11 protein-coding genes and 1 pseudogene are annotated in these 14,714 nt (G+C 74.0%); 3 read left to right on the forward strand and 9 right to left on the reverse strand.

What is annotated here, in order from left to right:
• A partial coding sequence (locus tag FLM69_RS09480) for a DUF349 domain-containing protein (protein ID WP_141844002.1) occupies nt 1–1,288 on the forward strand: 1,288 nt, incomplete at its 5' end.
• Nucleotides 1,289–1,373: 85 nt separating this feature from the next.
• Entirely contained in the window at nt 1,374–1,991 is a 618-nt protein-coding gene (locus FLM69_RS09485; RefSeq protein WP_141844004.1) for a hypothetical protein, read from the forward strand.
• A gap of 11 nt (nt 1,992–2,002) precedes the next feature.
• Here the strand turns inward: FLM69_RS09485 and FLM69_RS09490 are convergent.
• From FLM69_RS09490 to FLM69_RS09525, 8 genes and pseudogenes are all read right to left on the reverse strand, one after another.
• Nucleotides 2,003–4,281 (reverse strand): annotated as a pseudogene (locus tag FLM69_RS09490) (bifunctional (p)ppGpp synthetase/guanosine-3',5'-bis(diphosphate) 3'-pyrophosphohydrolase).
• 115 nt (nt 4,282–4,396) lie between these two features.
• On the reverse strand, nt 4,397–5,437 hold the full coding sequence (gene secF / locus FLM69_RS09495) for a protein translocase subunit SecF (protein ID WP_141844006.1): 1,041 nt from the start codon (nt 5,435–5,437) through the stop codon (nt 4,397–4,399).
• Nucleotides 5,434–7,254 carry a protein translocase subunit SecD gene (secD, locus tag FLM69_RS09500; RefSeq protein WP_141844008.1) on the reverse strand — a complete coding sequence of 607 codons (1,821 nt, stop codon included), beginning with the start codon at nt 7,252–7,254 and terminating at the stop codon, nt 5,434–5,436. Before secD ends, secF begins: the two co-directional genes overlap by 4 nt.
• A gap of 70 nt (nt 7,255–7,324) precedes the next feature.
• Nucleotides 7,325–7,792, reverse strand: coding sequence for a preprotein translocase subunit YajC (gene yajC / locus FLM69_RS09505; RefSeq protein WP_141844010.1), 468 nt, complete (start codon nt 7,790–7,792; stop codon nt 7,325–7,327).
• 60 nt (nt 7,793–7,852) lie between these two features.
• Nucleotides 7,853–8,875, reverse strand: coding sequence for a Holliday junction branch migration DNA helicase RuvB (ruvB, locus tag FLM69_RS09510; RefSeq protein ID WP_087114183.1), 1,023 nt, complete (start codon nt 8,873–8,875; stop codon nt 7,853–7,855).
• Complete coding sequence (ruvA, locus tag FLM69_RS09515; RefSeq protein WP_141844012.1) at nt 8,872–9,516, reverse strand: Holliday junction branch migration protein RuvA; 645 nt, start codon at nt 9,514–9,516, stop codon at nt 8,872–8,874. Before ruvA ends, ruvB begins: the two co-directional genes overlap by 4 nt.
• A gap of 80 nt (nt 9,517–9,596) precedes the next feature.
• Entirely contained in the window at nt 9,597–10,232 is a 636-nt protein-coding gene (ruvC, locus tag FLM69_RS09520; RefSeq protein WP_141844013.1) for a crossover junction endodeoxyribonuclease RuvC, read from the reverse strand.
• Between the two features lie 47 nt (nt 10,233–10,279).
• A complete protein-coding gene (locus FLM69_RS09525; RefSeq protein WP_036317934.1) occupies nt 10,280–11,041 on the reverse strand; it encodes a YebC/PmpR family DNA-binding transcriptional regulator in 762 nt (253 codons plus the stop codon).
• A 99-nt stretch (nt 11,042–11,140) separates the two neighbouring features.
• Between FLM69_RS09525 and FLM69_RS09530 the strand changes: the two genes are divergently transcribed.
• Complete coding sequence (locus FLM69_RS09530) at nt 11,141–13,234, forward strand: M3 family metallopeptidase (RefSeq protein WP_141844015.1); 2,094 nt, start codon at nt 11,141–11,143, stop codon at nt 13,232–13,234.
• A gap of 6 nt (nt 13,235–13,240) precedes the next feature.
• On the opposite strand, the gene FLM69_RS09535 is transcribed toward FLM69_RS09530, so the two are convergent.
• Nucleotides 13,241–14,632 (reverse strand): S9 family peptidase, encoded by a 1,392-nt coding sequence (locus tag FLM69_RS09535; RefSeq protein WP_141844017.1) that lies wholly within the window; start codon nt 14,630–14,632, stop codon nt 13,241–13,243.
• Between the last annotated feature and the right edge of the window lie 82 nt (nt 14,633–14,714).

The following is a 14,714-nucleotide window of genomic DNA, read 5'->3' on the forward strand; positions in this document are numbered from 1 at the left end:
GGCCCCCGTCGTGGCCCCGACCGTGCCGCCCACCCCGGTGGAGGAGGCCGCCAGGTTCGCCCGGGTGAGCGAGGACGGCCACGTCACGCTGCTGGACGGGCAGGAGGAGCACGCGGTCGGCCAGGTGCCGGACGCGAGCACCGAGGACGCGCTGGCGTACTTCGTGCGCAAGTACGACGACGTGCGCGCCCAGATGGCCCTGTTCGAGCAGCGCATCGCCGCCGGCGCCCCCTCGAGTGAGCTGGGCCGGGCGCTGGGTCAGATGACGACCGCGGTGAACGAGCGCCACATGGTCGGCGACATGGACGCCCTCCGCACCCGCCTGGCGGCCCTGGAGACCCTCCTGGGCGACTACCGCGCCGCGGAACAGGAGGCCCGGCAGGCCGCCCAGGCCGAGCAGCTGGCCACCCGCGAGGCCATCGTCGCCGAGGCCGAGACCTTCGCCCAGACCCCGGCCGAGCGGATGCCCTGGAAGACCGCGTCCAAGCGCATGACGGAGCTGTTCGAGGAGTGGAAGGCCGCCCAGAAGGCCGGTCCGCGTCTGGCCAAGTCGGTCGAGGACGACCTGTGGAAGCGCTTCCGCGGCGCCCGCACCACGTTCGACAAGACCCGCCGCGCCCACTTCTCCCGGCTGGACGCCGCCTCGGCCGAGGCCAAGCAGGTCAAGGAGCGCCTCATCGCCCGCGCCGAGGAGCTGTCCACGTCCACCGACTGGGGCGTGACCGCCGGCAAGTACCGCGACCTGATGGACGAGTGGAAGCGCGCCCCCCGGGCCTCCCGCAAGGAGGACGACGCCCTCTGGGCCCGCTTCCGCGCCGCCCAGGACGTCTTCTTCGCCGCCCGCAAGGCCGCGAACCAGGAGATCGACCGCGAGTACGGGGCCAACCTGAAGGTGAAGGAGCAGATCCTCGCCGACGGCCAGAAGCTGCTCCCCTTCACGGACGTCAAGGCCGGGCGGCGCGCGCTCAACGAGCTGCGCGGGCGGTGGGAGGATGCCGGCCGCGTGCCCCGCGGGGACGTCCGTCGCATGGAGGAGGGCTTCCGCAAGCTCGAGGACGCCCTCAAGCAGGCGGAGAAGGAGCACTGGCGCCGCACCGACCCGGAGACCAAGGCCCGCACGAACTCCGCCCTCACGCAGCTCGAGGAGACCATCGCCGGGCTGGAGGCGGATCTCGCCCGGGCCCAGGCCCAGGGCGACCAGCGCGCCGTCAAGAAGGCCCAGGAGGCGCTCGACGCGCGCCTGCAGTGGAAGCAGGCCCTCGAGGCCTCGGCCTCCGAGCTCCGCTGAGTCCCACCCGTCTCGAGCACGCCCCCGCGGCCCGTCTGTCCACAGGCGGCCGCGGGGGCGTCCCCGTCTCTGGCAGGATCCGGGCATGACGACCGTGACGATCGAGGAGACCGCCCCGACCGGGGCGCTCGTGCTGGCGGGCGACCCCTTCACGGAGCCGGAGCTGCAGGCGCTCGGCGCGCGGGGCGCCGTGCGGCCGCTGCTGCCCGGGGTGTGGGCGCGGCCGGACGCCGCGGACGATCCCGCGGTCCGGGCCGCTGCCCTGTGGACCCTCGGCGGCCCGCTCCTGGCCGCCGGCTGGACCGCGATCGGCCCGTCGGCGGCCTGGATCCTGGCCGGCGGCGCGGCGCCCGGGCGGCTGCACGCGGCCGTGCCGCACTTCCACCGGCGCCCCGCCGGCGGGGGCCTGCTGCCCTGGACGCTCACGCAGTCGGACGTCGCGGCCGATGCCACGGGCGTCGCCCCCGCCGAGCACGACGTGCTCCGGTTCGGCCCCGTGCGGGTCACGACGCCCGCCCGGACGGTCGAAGACCTGCTGCTCAGCGCCGATCCGGATGCGGCGCGGCGCGCCGCGGCCGTGATCGGCGCCCACGGCGCGGCCGGGCTGCGGGAGCGGCTGGCCCGCCGGACCCGCCGTGCCGGCGTCGTGGCGGCCCGGCGCCGGCTGGGCGCGCTGCTGGCGGCGCTGGACGTCCCCGGCTGAGGCCGGGTGGCTCAGGTGCGGTGCACGTCGAAGACGCCGTCGATGCGGCGCACCGCGTCGATCACGTGGCCGAGGAACCGGGGTCGCCCATCTCGAAGACGAACCGGCTCATCGCGACGCGGTCGCGGGTGGTGTTCACGGAGGCCGAGAGGATGTTCACGTGGTTCTCGGAGAGGACCCGGGTGACGTCGGAGAGCAGCGACTTGCGGTCCAGCGCCTCGATCTGGATCTCCACCAGGTAGACGGTGTCCCGCGACGGCGCCCAGCTGACCGGGGTGCGGCGCTCCGGCTCCTGCGCGAGCAGGGTCGCCAGGTTGGGACAGTCGACCCGGTGCACGGAGACCCCGGAGCCGCGGGTGACGAACCCGTCGATGGCGTCCGGCGGCACCGGGTTGCAGCACCGGGCCAGCTTGGCCATGACACCGCCGTCGCCGTCCACGAGCACGCCGGCGTCGTTGGTGGCCCGCGCGGGGGCGCGCCGCGCCTGAGCCGGGACCAGCTCCTGCAGGTCCACCTCGCCGACGGTCAGTTCGCCCTCCGGCTCGGCCTGCGTCGGCGTCGGCGGAGCGAGGCGCTCCGCGACGCGTTCCTGCACGGACTGCGCGGACACGTGACCGTCGCCGAGGGCCACGAACAGCCCGTCGAGGTCCGCGTAGCCGAGATCCGTGGCCACCTGCACCAGCTCCTCGCCGCCGAGCACGTGCTGCACGGTCATGCCGGCCTTGCGCAGCTGACGGGTCAGCGACTCGCGTCCCCGGTCGGCCTGCTCGCCGCGGCGCTGCGTGGCGAAGTGGTGACGGATCTTGGACCGGGCCCGTGGCGAGACCACGAAGCCCAGCCAGTCCCGGCTCGGGCCCGCGTCCTCGGCCCGCGAGGTGAAGACCTCCACGGTGTCGCCGTGGCTCAGCGGCGTGGACAGTGGGACGAGCTTGCCGTTGACCCGGGCACCGATGGTGCGGTGGCCGACGTCGGTGTGGATGGCGTAGGCGAAGTCCACGGGCGTGGAGCCGGCCGGCAGGGTGCGGATCTCCCCCTTCGGCGTGAAGACGTACACCTCGTCCGCCCCGATCTGGGTGCGCAGCGAGGCGAGGAACTCGTCCGGGTCCCGGGTGTCCGCCTGCCAGTCCATCACCGAGCGCAGCCAGGCCGGCGTGGCCTGCACCGGCGCCTGGCCGGCGGCCTGGGCCTTGTACCGCCAGTGCGCGGCGACGCCGTACTCGGCCTGGCGGTGCATCTCCTGCGTGCGGATCTGGATCTCCACCGGCTTGCCGCCCGGCACCATCACCGTGGTGTGCAGGGAGCGGTACATGTTCAGCTTCGGGACCGCGATGTAGTCCTTGAACCGACCCGGGACCGGGTTCCAGCGGGCGTGGATCGCGCCGAGCACGGCGTAGCAGTCACGCACGGAGTCCACGAGCACCCGGATGCCCGTCAGGTCGTGGATGTCGTCGAAGTCCTTCCCGCGCGTCACCATCTTCTGGTAGATCGAGTAGTAGTGCTTCGGCCGTCCGGTGACGGTCGCCCGGATCCGGTGCTCGCGCAGATGATCCTCGATCACGGTGCGCAGCGCCGCGATGTGCTTCTCCCGCTCCGGGTTCCGCTCCCCCACGAGGCGCACGATCTCCGCGTACATCTTGGGCTTGAGGGCGGCGAAGGAGAGGTCCTCGAGCTCCCACTTGACGGTGTTCATGCCGAGCCGGTGGGCCAGCGGGGCGTAGATGTCCAAGGTCTCCTGGGCCTTGCGCGCGCTGGACTCCGGGGAGACGTACCGCCACGTCCGCGCGTTGTGCAGCCGGTCGGCGAGCTTGATGAGCAGGACGTTCACGTCCTGGGCCATCGCGATGACCATCTTGCGCACGGTCTCGGCCTGCGCCGCGGCGCCGTAGGTCACCTTGTCCAGCTTGGTCACGCCGTCCACGAGGAGGGCGACCTCGGAGCCGAAGTCGGCGCGCAGGCGCTCCAGGGAGTAGTCCGTGTCCTCGACGGTGTCGTGCAGCAGGGCCGCCAGGAGCGTCGGGCCCGTCACGCCGATCTCGGCGAGGATCGTGGCGACCGCGACGGGGTGGGTGATGTACGGGTCCCCGGAGCGCCGCATCTGCCCCTCGTGTGCCGCGCGGGCGACCTCGAAGGCGCGGACGATGTCGGCCAGCTCGGTCTTGGTGGCTCGCTGCCGCACCGTGCGCATCAGCGGCTCGAGCAGGGGCGAGTACTCGGTGGCGTGCCGGCCGGTCAGGCGTGCGATCCGGCCGCGGGGCCGGACCGGGACGGGAGTGGGGTCCTGCTCGCTCATGGGCCACGCCTCCTGACTCGTGCGGCCCCGACCGCTCCGGCCGGGATGATCGGCGAGTCTACCCGCGCCCGTCCCACCCCGCCCCAGGAAGACCACCGGGGCCGCAGCGGCTCCGTCAGAGCCGTGCGCCGTCGTCCCAGGGGGCGACGTCGGGATCGGTGACCGCGTCTGAGCCACGCTCCCGGGTGGCCCGGGCCGCGGCCCGGGCGTCGTGGTCGCGCACGTCCGCGTCGTTGCGGCGCAGCAGGGCGTACAGCGGCGCCTGGAGGAACAGGGTGGACAGGGTGCCCACGATGATGCCCACGAACAGCGCGAGCGCGATGTCCCGCAGCGTGCCGGCACCGAGCAGCCCCGCGCCGATGAACAGGATCGAGCCCACCGGCAGGATGCCGACGACAGAGGTCGTGATGGACCGGACGAGCGTCTGGTTCACCGCGAGGTTCACGTTCTCGACGAAGGAGCGCTCCGGGTCCTCCTCGGCCCCGATCGTGTTCTCGCGGATCTTGTCGAAGACCACCACGGTGTCGTAGAGCGCGTAGGACAGGATCGTGAGGAAGCCGATGATGGCCGACGGCGTGATCTCGAAGCCGGTGGCGCCGTAGATGCCGGCGGTCAGCGCGACCACGTAGAGCATGCCGAGCACGGCGGCCAGGGACATCTTCCAGGTGCGGAAGTACACGGCCATGAACAGGGTCACGAGCACCACGAAGATCACCAGGCCGATCAGGGCCTGCTGCGACACCGCGGCGCCCCACGTCGGCCCCACGAAGGTCGAGGTCACCTGGTCCTGGCCGACGCCGTAGGCCTCCTGCAGGTTCGCGGCCACGGCTCGGGTCTGGGCGTCGTCGAGCTGCTCGGTCTGGACGCGCACGGTGCCCGGGGCGACGTTCGTGACGGTGGCGTGGCCGTCGGCCAGCACGTCGGTCACGGCGCGCTCGCCCGCGGCCACGTCGGTGGAGGCCGTCTGCGAGACGGTGAACTCGGAGCCGCCCCGGAACTCGATGCCGAGGTTGAAGCCACCGCGGAGGGCGGTCAGGCCGCCGGCGAGGACGAGCAGCAGGGCGGCGAGGGCGAACCACCGCCGCCAGCGCTGGATGAACGGGTAGGAGATGCGGCCCGAGTAGAGGGCGTTGCCCCAGTCGGCGAAGCGGTTCACTGGTCCTCCTCCTGGCGGCGGCGCTCGGCGCGGCGTCGCTCGGCGATCGTCATGGGCGGCTCGGTGCGCGAGCGTCGGCCGCCCCGGGCGGACGAGCCCGCGCGGGGGGCGCCCGTCGCGACGAGCGGCCGCGGGGCGTCGTCGGCCGCCGCGTCATCGGCCGGCTCGTCGGAGGCCTCCGCCGGGAGCCCGGTGCGGGGGGCGGTGGCGGGCTCGCGGAAGCGGCCGGCGCCCTGATACAGGGACGGCCCGCCCAGCAGCGACGGGTCCAGTCCGGACATCGGGTGTCCCTCGCCCACGAAGCGGGTCTGGGCCAGCAGCACCATGAGCGGGTGGGTGAACATGAACACCACGATCAGGTCGGCGATCGCGGTGAGGCCGAGGGTGAACGCGAAGCCGCGCACGTTGCCGACGGCCACGAAGTACAGCACGACGGCGGCCAGCAGGTTCACGGCCTTGGACGCGGTGATCGTCCGCCGGGCGCGCTTCCAGCCCTCGTGCACGGCGACGGGCACGGTGTGGCCCGCGCGCAGCTCGTCCTTGATGCGTTCGAAGTAGACGATGAACGAGTCCGCCGTCAGACCGATCGCCACGATGAGCCCGGCGATGCCCGCGAGGGACAGGCGGTAGTTGTCCGTCCAGCCCAGGATCGCGATGGCCAGCCACGTCAGCACGCCCGCCACGATGATCGAGGCGAAGGTCAGCAGGCCCAGGGCCCGGTACTGGAAGAACTGGTACACGGCCACAAGGCCGAGGCCGATCAGGCCGGCGATCAGGCCCCAGAAGAGCTGGTCCCGGCCGAGCGTGGCGGAGATCTGCTGCTCGGACTCGATCGAGAAGGAGATCGGCAGGGAGCCGTAGTCGAGCTGCTCAGCCAACTGCTTCGTCGTCTGCTCGTTCAGGGTGGGGCCGCTGATCTGCGCGCTGCCGTTGGTGATGACCACGTTGGACTGCGGCGCGGAGATCACGTCCCCGTCCAGCAGGATCGCGAACTGCTTGCGCGGGTCGCCCTCGGGGTACGGGGTGAGCTTCTGGGTGACCTCTGTGAAGGTCTTGGCGCCCTCCTCGTCGAACTCGATGTTGACGACCCACTGGTTGGTGGAGACGCCGCCCTGGGCCTGGGCCATGCCGTTGGACGCGCCCTTGATCTGGGTGCCCGGGATGACCACGGGGCCCAGGATGTACTTCTGGGCCGGCGTGACGGCGCCGTCCGCGAGCTCCGCGGAGGGCTGGCAGGCGACGATCGCCCGGTCGGACGGCGGCGGGGGCGCGGCCGGGTCCCGCGGGGCGGTGCAGTCCGTGGCCTGGAACTCGGCCAGCAGGGCCGGGGTGACCCAGTTCGGGTCGTAGGCGTCCGCCGGCTCCCCGTCGGGCTTCGGCAGCTGGTCTTCGGGCAGGCGCTGGTCCTCGGGGGTGGCCTCCCCCGGGCCGGACTGCAGCACGGGGCGGAACTGCATGTCCGCGGACGCCTGGATCAGGCGGCGGGTCTCCTCGTCCGGGACCCCGGGCAGGGAGACGACCACGTTCTGGGAGCCCTGCGTGGCGACCTCCGCCTCGGCCACGCCGGAGCCGTCCACACGCTGGCGGATGATCTCCACGGCCTGGTCCAGCTGCTCGGGGGTGACGGACTCGCCCGTCGAGGTCTCGGGAGCCAGCACCATCTGCGTGCCGCCCTCGAGGTCGAGGGCGAGCTTGGGAGCCCAGGAGGCCGCGCCGGAGGCCACGCCCCCACCGAGGATCGCGGCCAGGACCACGAGGAGGGCGGCCAGCCAGGCCAGGGTGCGCCCGGCGGAGCCGGTGGGTGTTCTCTTCGCCATTGCTCAGGTGCTTCCGTCACATTCGAGCGGCCCCGCCAGGCGGGGCCGCGTGTGCAGGGGTGGGTGGGCCTCAGGCCAGGTCGTCGCGGCGCGGACGCGGGTCGGCGGCGTCGTCGACGCGGTACTCGGTGCCGGGGGCGTCATCCAGACGGGACGGGTCCGTGGTGGGCGCGGCGGCGGGGTCGACACCGGCCGGGGCCTCGGACGCGGCGGCCGTCTCGGGCTCCACGACGGTGGTGACGCCCTGCAGGTGCACGTCCATGCGGGTGCCCGGGGCGGTCTCCAGCGTCACCCGCTGGCCCGCGGTGTCCACGGCCACGACGGTGCCGAAGATGCCGGCGCCCGTCATGACCTCGTCGCCCGGGGCGAGGCTGCTGCGCATCTGCGCCTGCTGCTGCTGCACCTTCTTGCCCTTGCGGAAGGAGAGGAAGAGCATCACCGCGAGCACGGCGAAGGCGACGAGCATGAGCAGGCTGCCGCCACCCCCCTGGGCCTGCTGGGCGATCACGGGCAGGGTCGCGGCGGTGGCGACGGGCATGGGGGACTCCTGATGCTCGGGGTGGGCGGGCCTGTCCAGTGTAGGGGCCCGCCCTGGGCGTCACGGTCCCGGCGTGGCCTCCGGGACGGCGAGGCCCAGGTGCTCCCAGGCCCCCGGCAGCGCGACGCGGCCACGGGGGGTGCGCGCCACCATGCCCTCGCGGATGAGGAAGGGCTCGGCCACGGTCTCCACGGTCTCGGACTCCTCCCCCACGGCGGTGGCCAGCGTGCTGAGCCCCACGGGCCCGCCGCCGAACGTGGTGCACAGGGCGGTGAGCACGGACCGGTCGAGCCGGTCCAGGCCACGCCCGTCGACGTCGTACATGTCCAGGGCGGCGGCGGCGTCGTGCGCGCCGACCTCGGCCAGCCCCTTCACGAGCGCCCAGTCCCGCACACGGCGCAGCAAGCGGTTGGCGATGCGCGGGGTGCCGCGCGAGCGCCGGGCGATCTGCCGGTACCCCTCCGTGGCCAGCCGCATGTCCAGCAGCAGGGCGGAGCGGCGCAGGACGCGCTCGAGCTCCTCCTCGGTGTAGAAGTCCAGATGGCCCGTGAAGCCGAAGCGGTCGCGCAGCGGCCCCGGCAGGAGGCCGGCCCGCGTGGTGGCGCCGACGAGCGTGAAGGGCGGCAGCTCGAGCGGGATCGAGGTGGCGCCGGCGCCCTTGCCCACCACGATGTCCACCCGGAAGTCCTCCATGGCCATGTAGAGCATCTCCTCGGCCGGGCGGGACATCCGGTGGATCTCGTCGAGGAACAGCACCTCACCCTCGGTGAGCGAGGACAGGATGGCCGCGAGGTCTCCCGCGTGCTGGATCGCGGGGCCGGAGGACAGCCGCAGGGGGGCGTTCATCTCCGCGGCCACGATCATCGCCAGCGTGGTCTTGCCGAGTCCGGGCGGACCGGAGAGCAGGACGTGGTCCGCGGCGCGGTCGCGCAGCCGGGCGGAGGCGAGCATGAGGTCGAGCTGCTCGCGCACGCGCATCTGGCCCACGAACTCGTCCAGGTGCCTGGGGCGCAGCGCGGCCTCGAGCCGGCGCTCCTCCGGGTCGACGGCCGCCGCGGACAGCGGCGAGGACTCCGCGCTCATCGCCCGCCTCGCACAGAGCCGGCCATGCCGACGTCGCGCAGGGTGGCGCGCAGCAGCGCGGCGACGTCGCGGCCCTCGTCCAGCTCCGGGCGGGCCGCCACGGTGGCCTCGACGGCCTTGAGCGCCTCCTTCTCGGACCAGCCCAGGCCGGCCATCGCCTGCACGACGTCGGCGTGCCAGACCGTCTCGACGGCCGGCTCGTCGCTCGCCTCGGCCTCCGCCCCGGGCACCGGCTCCCCGGTGGGTGCGAGGCGGCCGGAGAGCTCGACGATGATCTTGCGCGCCATCTTCGGCCCGATGCCGGGCACGCGGGTGAGGGTCTTCTCGTCCTCCTCGGTGACCACCCGGCGCACGGTCTCGGGGTGGTGGACGGAGAGGATCGCCAGGGCGAGGCGGGGACCCACGCCGTTGGCCGTGATGAGCACCTCGAACACCTCGCGCTCGTCACGGTCCGCGAAGCCGTAGAGGGTCAGGGCGTCCTCCTTGACCACGAGGTGGGTCTGCACCGCCCCCGGCCGGCCCTCGTGCAGGGTGGACAGCGTCTGCGGGGTGGCGGAGAACTGCACGCCCAGGCCGCCGACGGCGATGACCGCCCGGTCGAGGGCCACGTGCTCCACGGTGCCGCTGAGCGAGGCGATCATGAGGGGCCCTCCTGTCGGGACGGACGGACGCCGGTCGGCGCGGATTCGAACATATCATCGAACGCCGGCGTGGCTGCGGCCTACCGGCGACGCCCACCGCCCGCCGATCGCTCGGCGTCGAGCCAGGCCCGCTGCGCGGCGGTGAGCTGGCCCCGCGGGCGGGCGCGCGCGGGCGCCTTGGCGGCGAACTGCGAGCGCCCCGCCCGGGAGGCGAGGTCCGCGGTGTCGAGGCCGGTCTGGCCGGCGGCCGCGCCGAGGGCGGTGCCGCGCCAGCCGTGGGCGATGGCCAGGGCGAGGGCGTCGGCGGCGTCGGCCGGGCGCGGCGGGGCGTCGAGGCGGAGGATCCGGGTGACCATCGTGGTGACCTGCTCCTTGCCCGCGTCGCCGTGTCCGGTGACGGCGGCCTTGACCTCGGAGGGGGTGTGCAGGCCCACGGGGACGCCGGCGCGCGCGGCCGCGGCGATCGCCACGCCCGCGGCCTGGGCGGTGCCCAGCACGGTCGGCGTGTTCGTGTTCGCGAACATGCGCTCGACGGCGGCGCGGTCGGGCCGGTGTGCGGCAAGGACCGCGGAGACGGCCTCGTCGATGCGCAGGAGGCGCTGGTCCAGGGAGGCGGTGGGCGGGGTGCCCGTGACCTCGACGTGGACGAGCGCGGCCCGCCGTCGCGCGTCCACGTCCACCACGGCGATCCCGCAGCGGGTGAGCCCCGGGTCCACCCCGAGGATCCGGACGACGTCGGCGGGCCGGCGCGCGCTCAGCGCGATCAGTCCTCGTCGAGCTCGGCGAGGACCTCGGGGGCGATGTCCACGTTCGAGAAGACGTTCTGGACGTCGTCGAGGTCCTCGAGGGCATCGGCCAGCTTCAGGAAGGTGCGGGCGCCCGACGCGTCCAGGTCCACCTTCATGGTGGGGACGAACTCGAGCTCGTCGGACTCGTACTCCACGCCCGCCTCGTCGAGGGCCTTGGCCACGGACTGCAGGTCGGAGGGGTCCGAGAGGATCTCGAAGGAGTCGCCGGAGACGACGACCTCCTCGGCGTCGGCGCCGCCCTCGAGCACGGCCTCGAGCAGGCCGTCCTCGGTGTTGCCCTCGGCGGGCAGGCGCACGAGGCCCTTGCGCTCGAAGAGGAAGGAGACGGAGCCGGAGTCGGCCATGGTGCCGCCGTTGCGGGTGACGGCCGCGCGCACGTCCGCGGCGGCGCGGTTCTTGTTGTCGGTCAGGCACTCGACCAGCAGCGCCGAGCCCTGGGGGCCGCGGACCTCGTACATGATCTCGGCGTAGTCGATGACCTCGCCGGTGAGGCCGGCGCCGCGCTTGACGGCGCGGTCGATGTTGTCGTTGGGCACCGAGGCCTTCTTGGCCTTGGACACGGCCAGGTCGAGGGCGGGGTTGCCGGCGACGTCGGGTCCGCCGGCACGTGCCGCGACCTCGATGTTCTTGATGTACTTCGCGAACGCCTTGGCGCGCCGCGCGTCGATGACGGCCTTCTTGTGCTTGGTGGTCGCCCACTTGGAATGTCCTGCCATCACGCCTCCTCAGGTCTGGATCTCGTCTGCTGGCTCGACCGCCCAGTCTAGCGACGCCCGGTGGGGTGGCGCGGATCACGGCTGACTACACTCGCGCCCATGACCCACACCTCCGCGCCCTCCGTCCTACCCGCCGACCACCCGCTGGCGACCCCCTCCGACCTGCCCTACGGGCTGCCCGACTTCTCCGCCGTCTCCGACGCGCAGCTGGCCGAGGCCGTGCGCGCGGGGATGGCGGCCCAGCGCGCCGAGGTCGACCAGATCCTCGGGGCGGCCACGGCGCCGACCTTCGAGAACACCGTCCGCGCGCTCGAGCTGTCCGGCCAGCTGCTGCGCCGCTCCGCCGCCATGTTCTTCACGCTCGTCGGCTCGGACGGCACGGATGCGCGGCAGGCCCTGGCCGAGGAGCTCTCTCCCGAGCTCGCGGCCCACGAGGACGCGATCCTGCTGGACCCGCGGCTGGCGGCGCGCGTCGCGGCGATCGACGACGGCGGCCTCACGGGCGAGGACGCCCGCCTGCTGGAGACGCTGCGCCTGCGCCTCTCCCTGGCGGGGGCGGACCTGGACGAGGCCGCGCGCGAGGAGCTGCGCGGGATCAACACGGAGCTGGCGTCCCTCTCGGCCGCCTACACGCGCCGCCTCGTCGCGGACACCGCGGCCCGCGCCGTGCTCGTCACGGACCGCGAGCGCCTGGCCGGTCTGAGCGAGGACGACCTGGCCGCGGCGGCGGGGGCGGCCGCCGAGGCGGGGCACGGGGACGGGGATGCGGCGGCGGGCCCGTGGCTGCTGACGCTGTCGCTGTTCACGTCGCAGCCGTGGCTGGCGTCCCTGCAGGACGAGGGGATGCGGCGCGAGGTGTTCGAGGCGTCGACGGGCCGGGGCGGGTCCGGGGAGCACGAGACGCTGACGATGGCGATGGCGATGGTGCGGCTGCGGCTGCGCAAGGCGCGGCTGCTGGGGGCGCAGAGCTGGGCCGAGCAGGCGCTGAAGGACCGGGCGGCGCCGTCGACGGCGGCCGTGGAGGAGCTGCTGGCCGCGATGGCGCCGCGGGCGATGGCCAACGCGCGGGCGGACGCGGCGACGGCGGCGGCGCACGCGGGCCGGACGGACGCCGAGGTGGCCCCGTGGGACTGGCCGGCGCTGTCCGCGGCGTACGCGCGCGAGGAGTTCGCGGTGGACGCGGACGCCCTGCGCCCGTACTTCGAGCTGGACCGGGTGCTGACCGAGGGCGTGTTCGCGGCGGCGACGGCGCTGTACGGGCTCACGTTCGCCGAGCGCCCGGAGCTGGCGCGGCACCTGTACCGCCCCGGGATCCGGGTGTTCGAGGTGACGGGTGAGGACGGTGCCGGGGTGGGTCTGTTCGTCGCGGACCTGTTCGCGCGGCCGACCAAGTCGGGCGGTGCCTGGATGCACACGGTGCGGGACATGGCGGATGCCCTGGGCGAGCGCCCGGTGGTGTTCACCACGATGAATGTGCCGGCCCCGGCGGCGGGGCGTCCGGCCCTGCTGACGCTGGATGAGACCACGACGCTGTTCCACGAGTTCGGCCACGCCCTGCACGGGCTGCTGGCCCGGGGCGAGTACGCCTCGCTCACCGGGACGAACGTGCCGCGCGACGTCGTCGAGTTCCCGTCGCAGGTCAACGAGGTGTGGCTGCGCGAGCCGTCCCTGCTGGCCGCGTACGCGCGGCACGTGGAGTCGGGCGAGCCGCTGCCGGCCGGGACGCTGGAGCGGCTCGAGGCGGCGGAACTGTGGGGCGAGGGGCACCGCACGGTCGAGTACCTGGGCGCGGCGCTCGTGGACTGGGCCTGGCACTCGCTGACGGAGGAGACGGTGGACGCCGCCACGGCCGACCCGGCCGCGTTCGAGCGCCGGGTGCTGACCGAGGCGGGCATCGACCCGGACCTGGTGCCTCCGCGCTACGGCACCGGCTACTTCAAGCACATCTTCGGCGGCGGCTACGCGGCCGGGTACTACTCCTACGTGTGGGCCGAGGTGCTGGACGCGGACGCCGTGGAGTGGTTCCGCGAGCACGGCGGGATGACGCGGGAGAACGGCCGCCGGTTCGCGGACGAGCTGCTCTCGCGGGGCGACACGCGTGACCTGCTGGAGTCCTACCGCGCGTTCCGTGGCCGGGACGCCGAGCTCGAGCCGCTGCTGCGCCGTCGGGGGCTGGCGGACGCCGCGGCCTGAGCCCGGTCAGCGCCCCCGGCCGCCGGGGCGGGGGGCGCTGAGCACGGCGCGCAGCCAGCCGCGCACGGTGGTGTCCCACTTGCGCGGGTCCACGTTCTGCTCGCGGGTGTGGCGGGCCTGGTGGAAGCGGACGAACCGGACCAGGTCCGGGTTGCGCTCGGCCAGGTCCTGCGAGGGGCCGACGGGCACGTACTCGTCGTCCTCGGAGTGCAGGATCAGCGTGGGCACGCGCACGTGGTCGGCGCGGGTCACCCAGTCCAGGGCCTTGAGGTCCACGGGGGCGGCCAGACCCGTGATGAACCGGCCGGCCCGGTTGGCCAGCAGCCACTGGCCGAGCAGGCCCACGGCTTCGGGGATCCGGTTGAGCCGGGCCTGGTGGCGCAGCACGTCCACCCAGTCCACGACGGGGCCCGTCAGGACCACGCCGCGCACGTGCGTGGCCAGCGGGGAGCGGTCCACGGTCTGCAGCACCACGGCCCCGCCCATGGACCAGCCGAAGAGGACGACGTCCCGGGCGCCGTGGTCGAGGGCGTAGCGGATGGCGGCCTCGACGTCCTCCCACTCGGTGGTGCCGAGCCCGTAGCGGGCGTCGGCGGCGTCCGGGGCGTCCCCGTCGTTGCGGTAGGAGATCAGCAGCGACGTCATGCCCAGGCGGCGGGCGGTCGGCACGGCGCGGATGCCCTCGTTGCGGCGCGCGCCGCGGCCGTGGACCATCACCGCCCACAGCCCCTCCGCGGGACGGGGTTCGCCGTCCTCGCTGGGGCCCGGCGCGATGCGCCATGCGCGGGCGTGGCCGCCGGGCACCGGCACCTGCACGTCCTCGGCGTCGAGCCCGGCGTCGGCGGGGGTCGGGTAGACGAAGCCGGTGAACCGGCCCCGGGTCGCCGTCGTCAGATCGCCGGAGAAGACCTCCTCGACCGCGCGCTGCACCGTGCCGTCCCGGGGGTCGAAGGAGGTGATCTCCCCGATCCGGGCGCATCCGGCGCCGTCGTCGAACGTGAGCGAGTACTGGCCGGGCACGGTGGTGTACTCGTCGGCCTGCAGGATCACGTCCTGCCCGGCGGGCGTGTCGACGACGGCGAGGATCGGCGTGGACTCGGCGTGGCGGCGCACGGGGGTCACCACGGTGCGGGCGAACACGCCCGCGAGCGCCGAGCTCGCCCCGGCCAGCACGAAGGCGGAGGCCGCGGCGACGCTGAGCACGGGCGGGGCCCAGCGGGCCACCGGGGAGGCCACGGCCACGCCGCCGCGCACCGATCCGGTGACTCCGCGGCGGACCAGGCGGCCCGCTCGGCGGACGCGGGACTCGCGGCCCCCGGCCCGCCGGGATGCCACGGTGACGGCGGCGGCCAGGGCGGGCGGCAGGTCGGCGGGGGGGGGACTGTCTCTTACACACAACTGAGGCCGCCGACGAGCGCATAAGTGAGAGCACGGGGGGGGCCTGGCTCCTCTAAAGAACAAAGAGAAATCAATCTCTTCG

Source organism: Micrococcus sp. R8502A1 (assembly GCF_006704135.1).
GTDB lineage: Bacteria > Actinomycetota > Actinomycetes > Actinomycetales > Micrococcaceae > Micrococcus > Micrococcus luteus.

Bases quoted from the DNA above. Each gene is read 5' to 3' on its own strand.
- ruvA (WP_141844012.1), bottom strand. From the start codon at position 9,516: ATGATCGCCTCGCTCAGCGGCACCGTGGAGCACGTGGCCCTCGACCGG.
- yajC (WP_141844010.1), bottom strand. From the start codon at position 7,792: ATGCCCGTCGCCACCGCCGCGACCCTGCCCGTGATCGCCCAGCAGGCC.
- FLM69_RS09485 (WP_141844004.1), top strand. From the start codon at position 1,374: ATGACGACCGTGACGATCGAGGAGACCGCCCCGACCGGGGCGCTCGTG.
- FLM69_RS09525 (WP_036317934.1), bottom strand. From the start codon at position 11,041: ATGGCAGGACATTCCAAGTGGGCGACCACCAAGCACAAGAAGGCCGTC.
- FLM69_RS09530 (WP_141844015.1), top strand. From the start codon at position 11,141: ATGACCCACACCTCCGCGCCCTCCGTCCTACCCGCCGACCACCCGCTG.
- ruvB (WP_087114183.1), bottom strand. From the start codon at position 8,875: ATGAGCGCGGAGTCCTCGCCGCTGTCCGCGGCGGCCGTCGACCCGGAG.
- secD (WP_141844008.1), bottom strand. From the start codon at position 7,254: ATGGCGAAGAGAACACCCACCGGCTCCGCCGGGCGCACCCTGGCCTGG.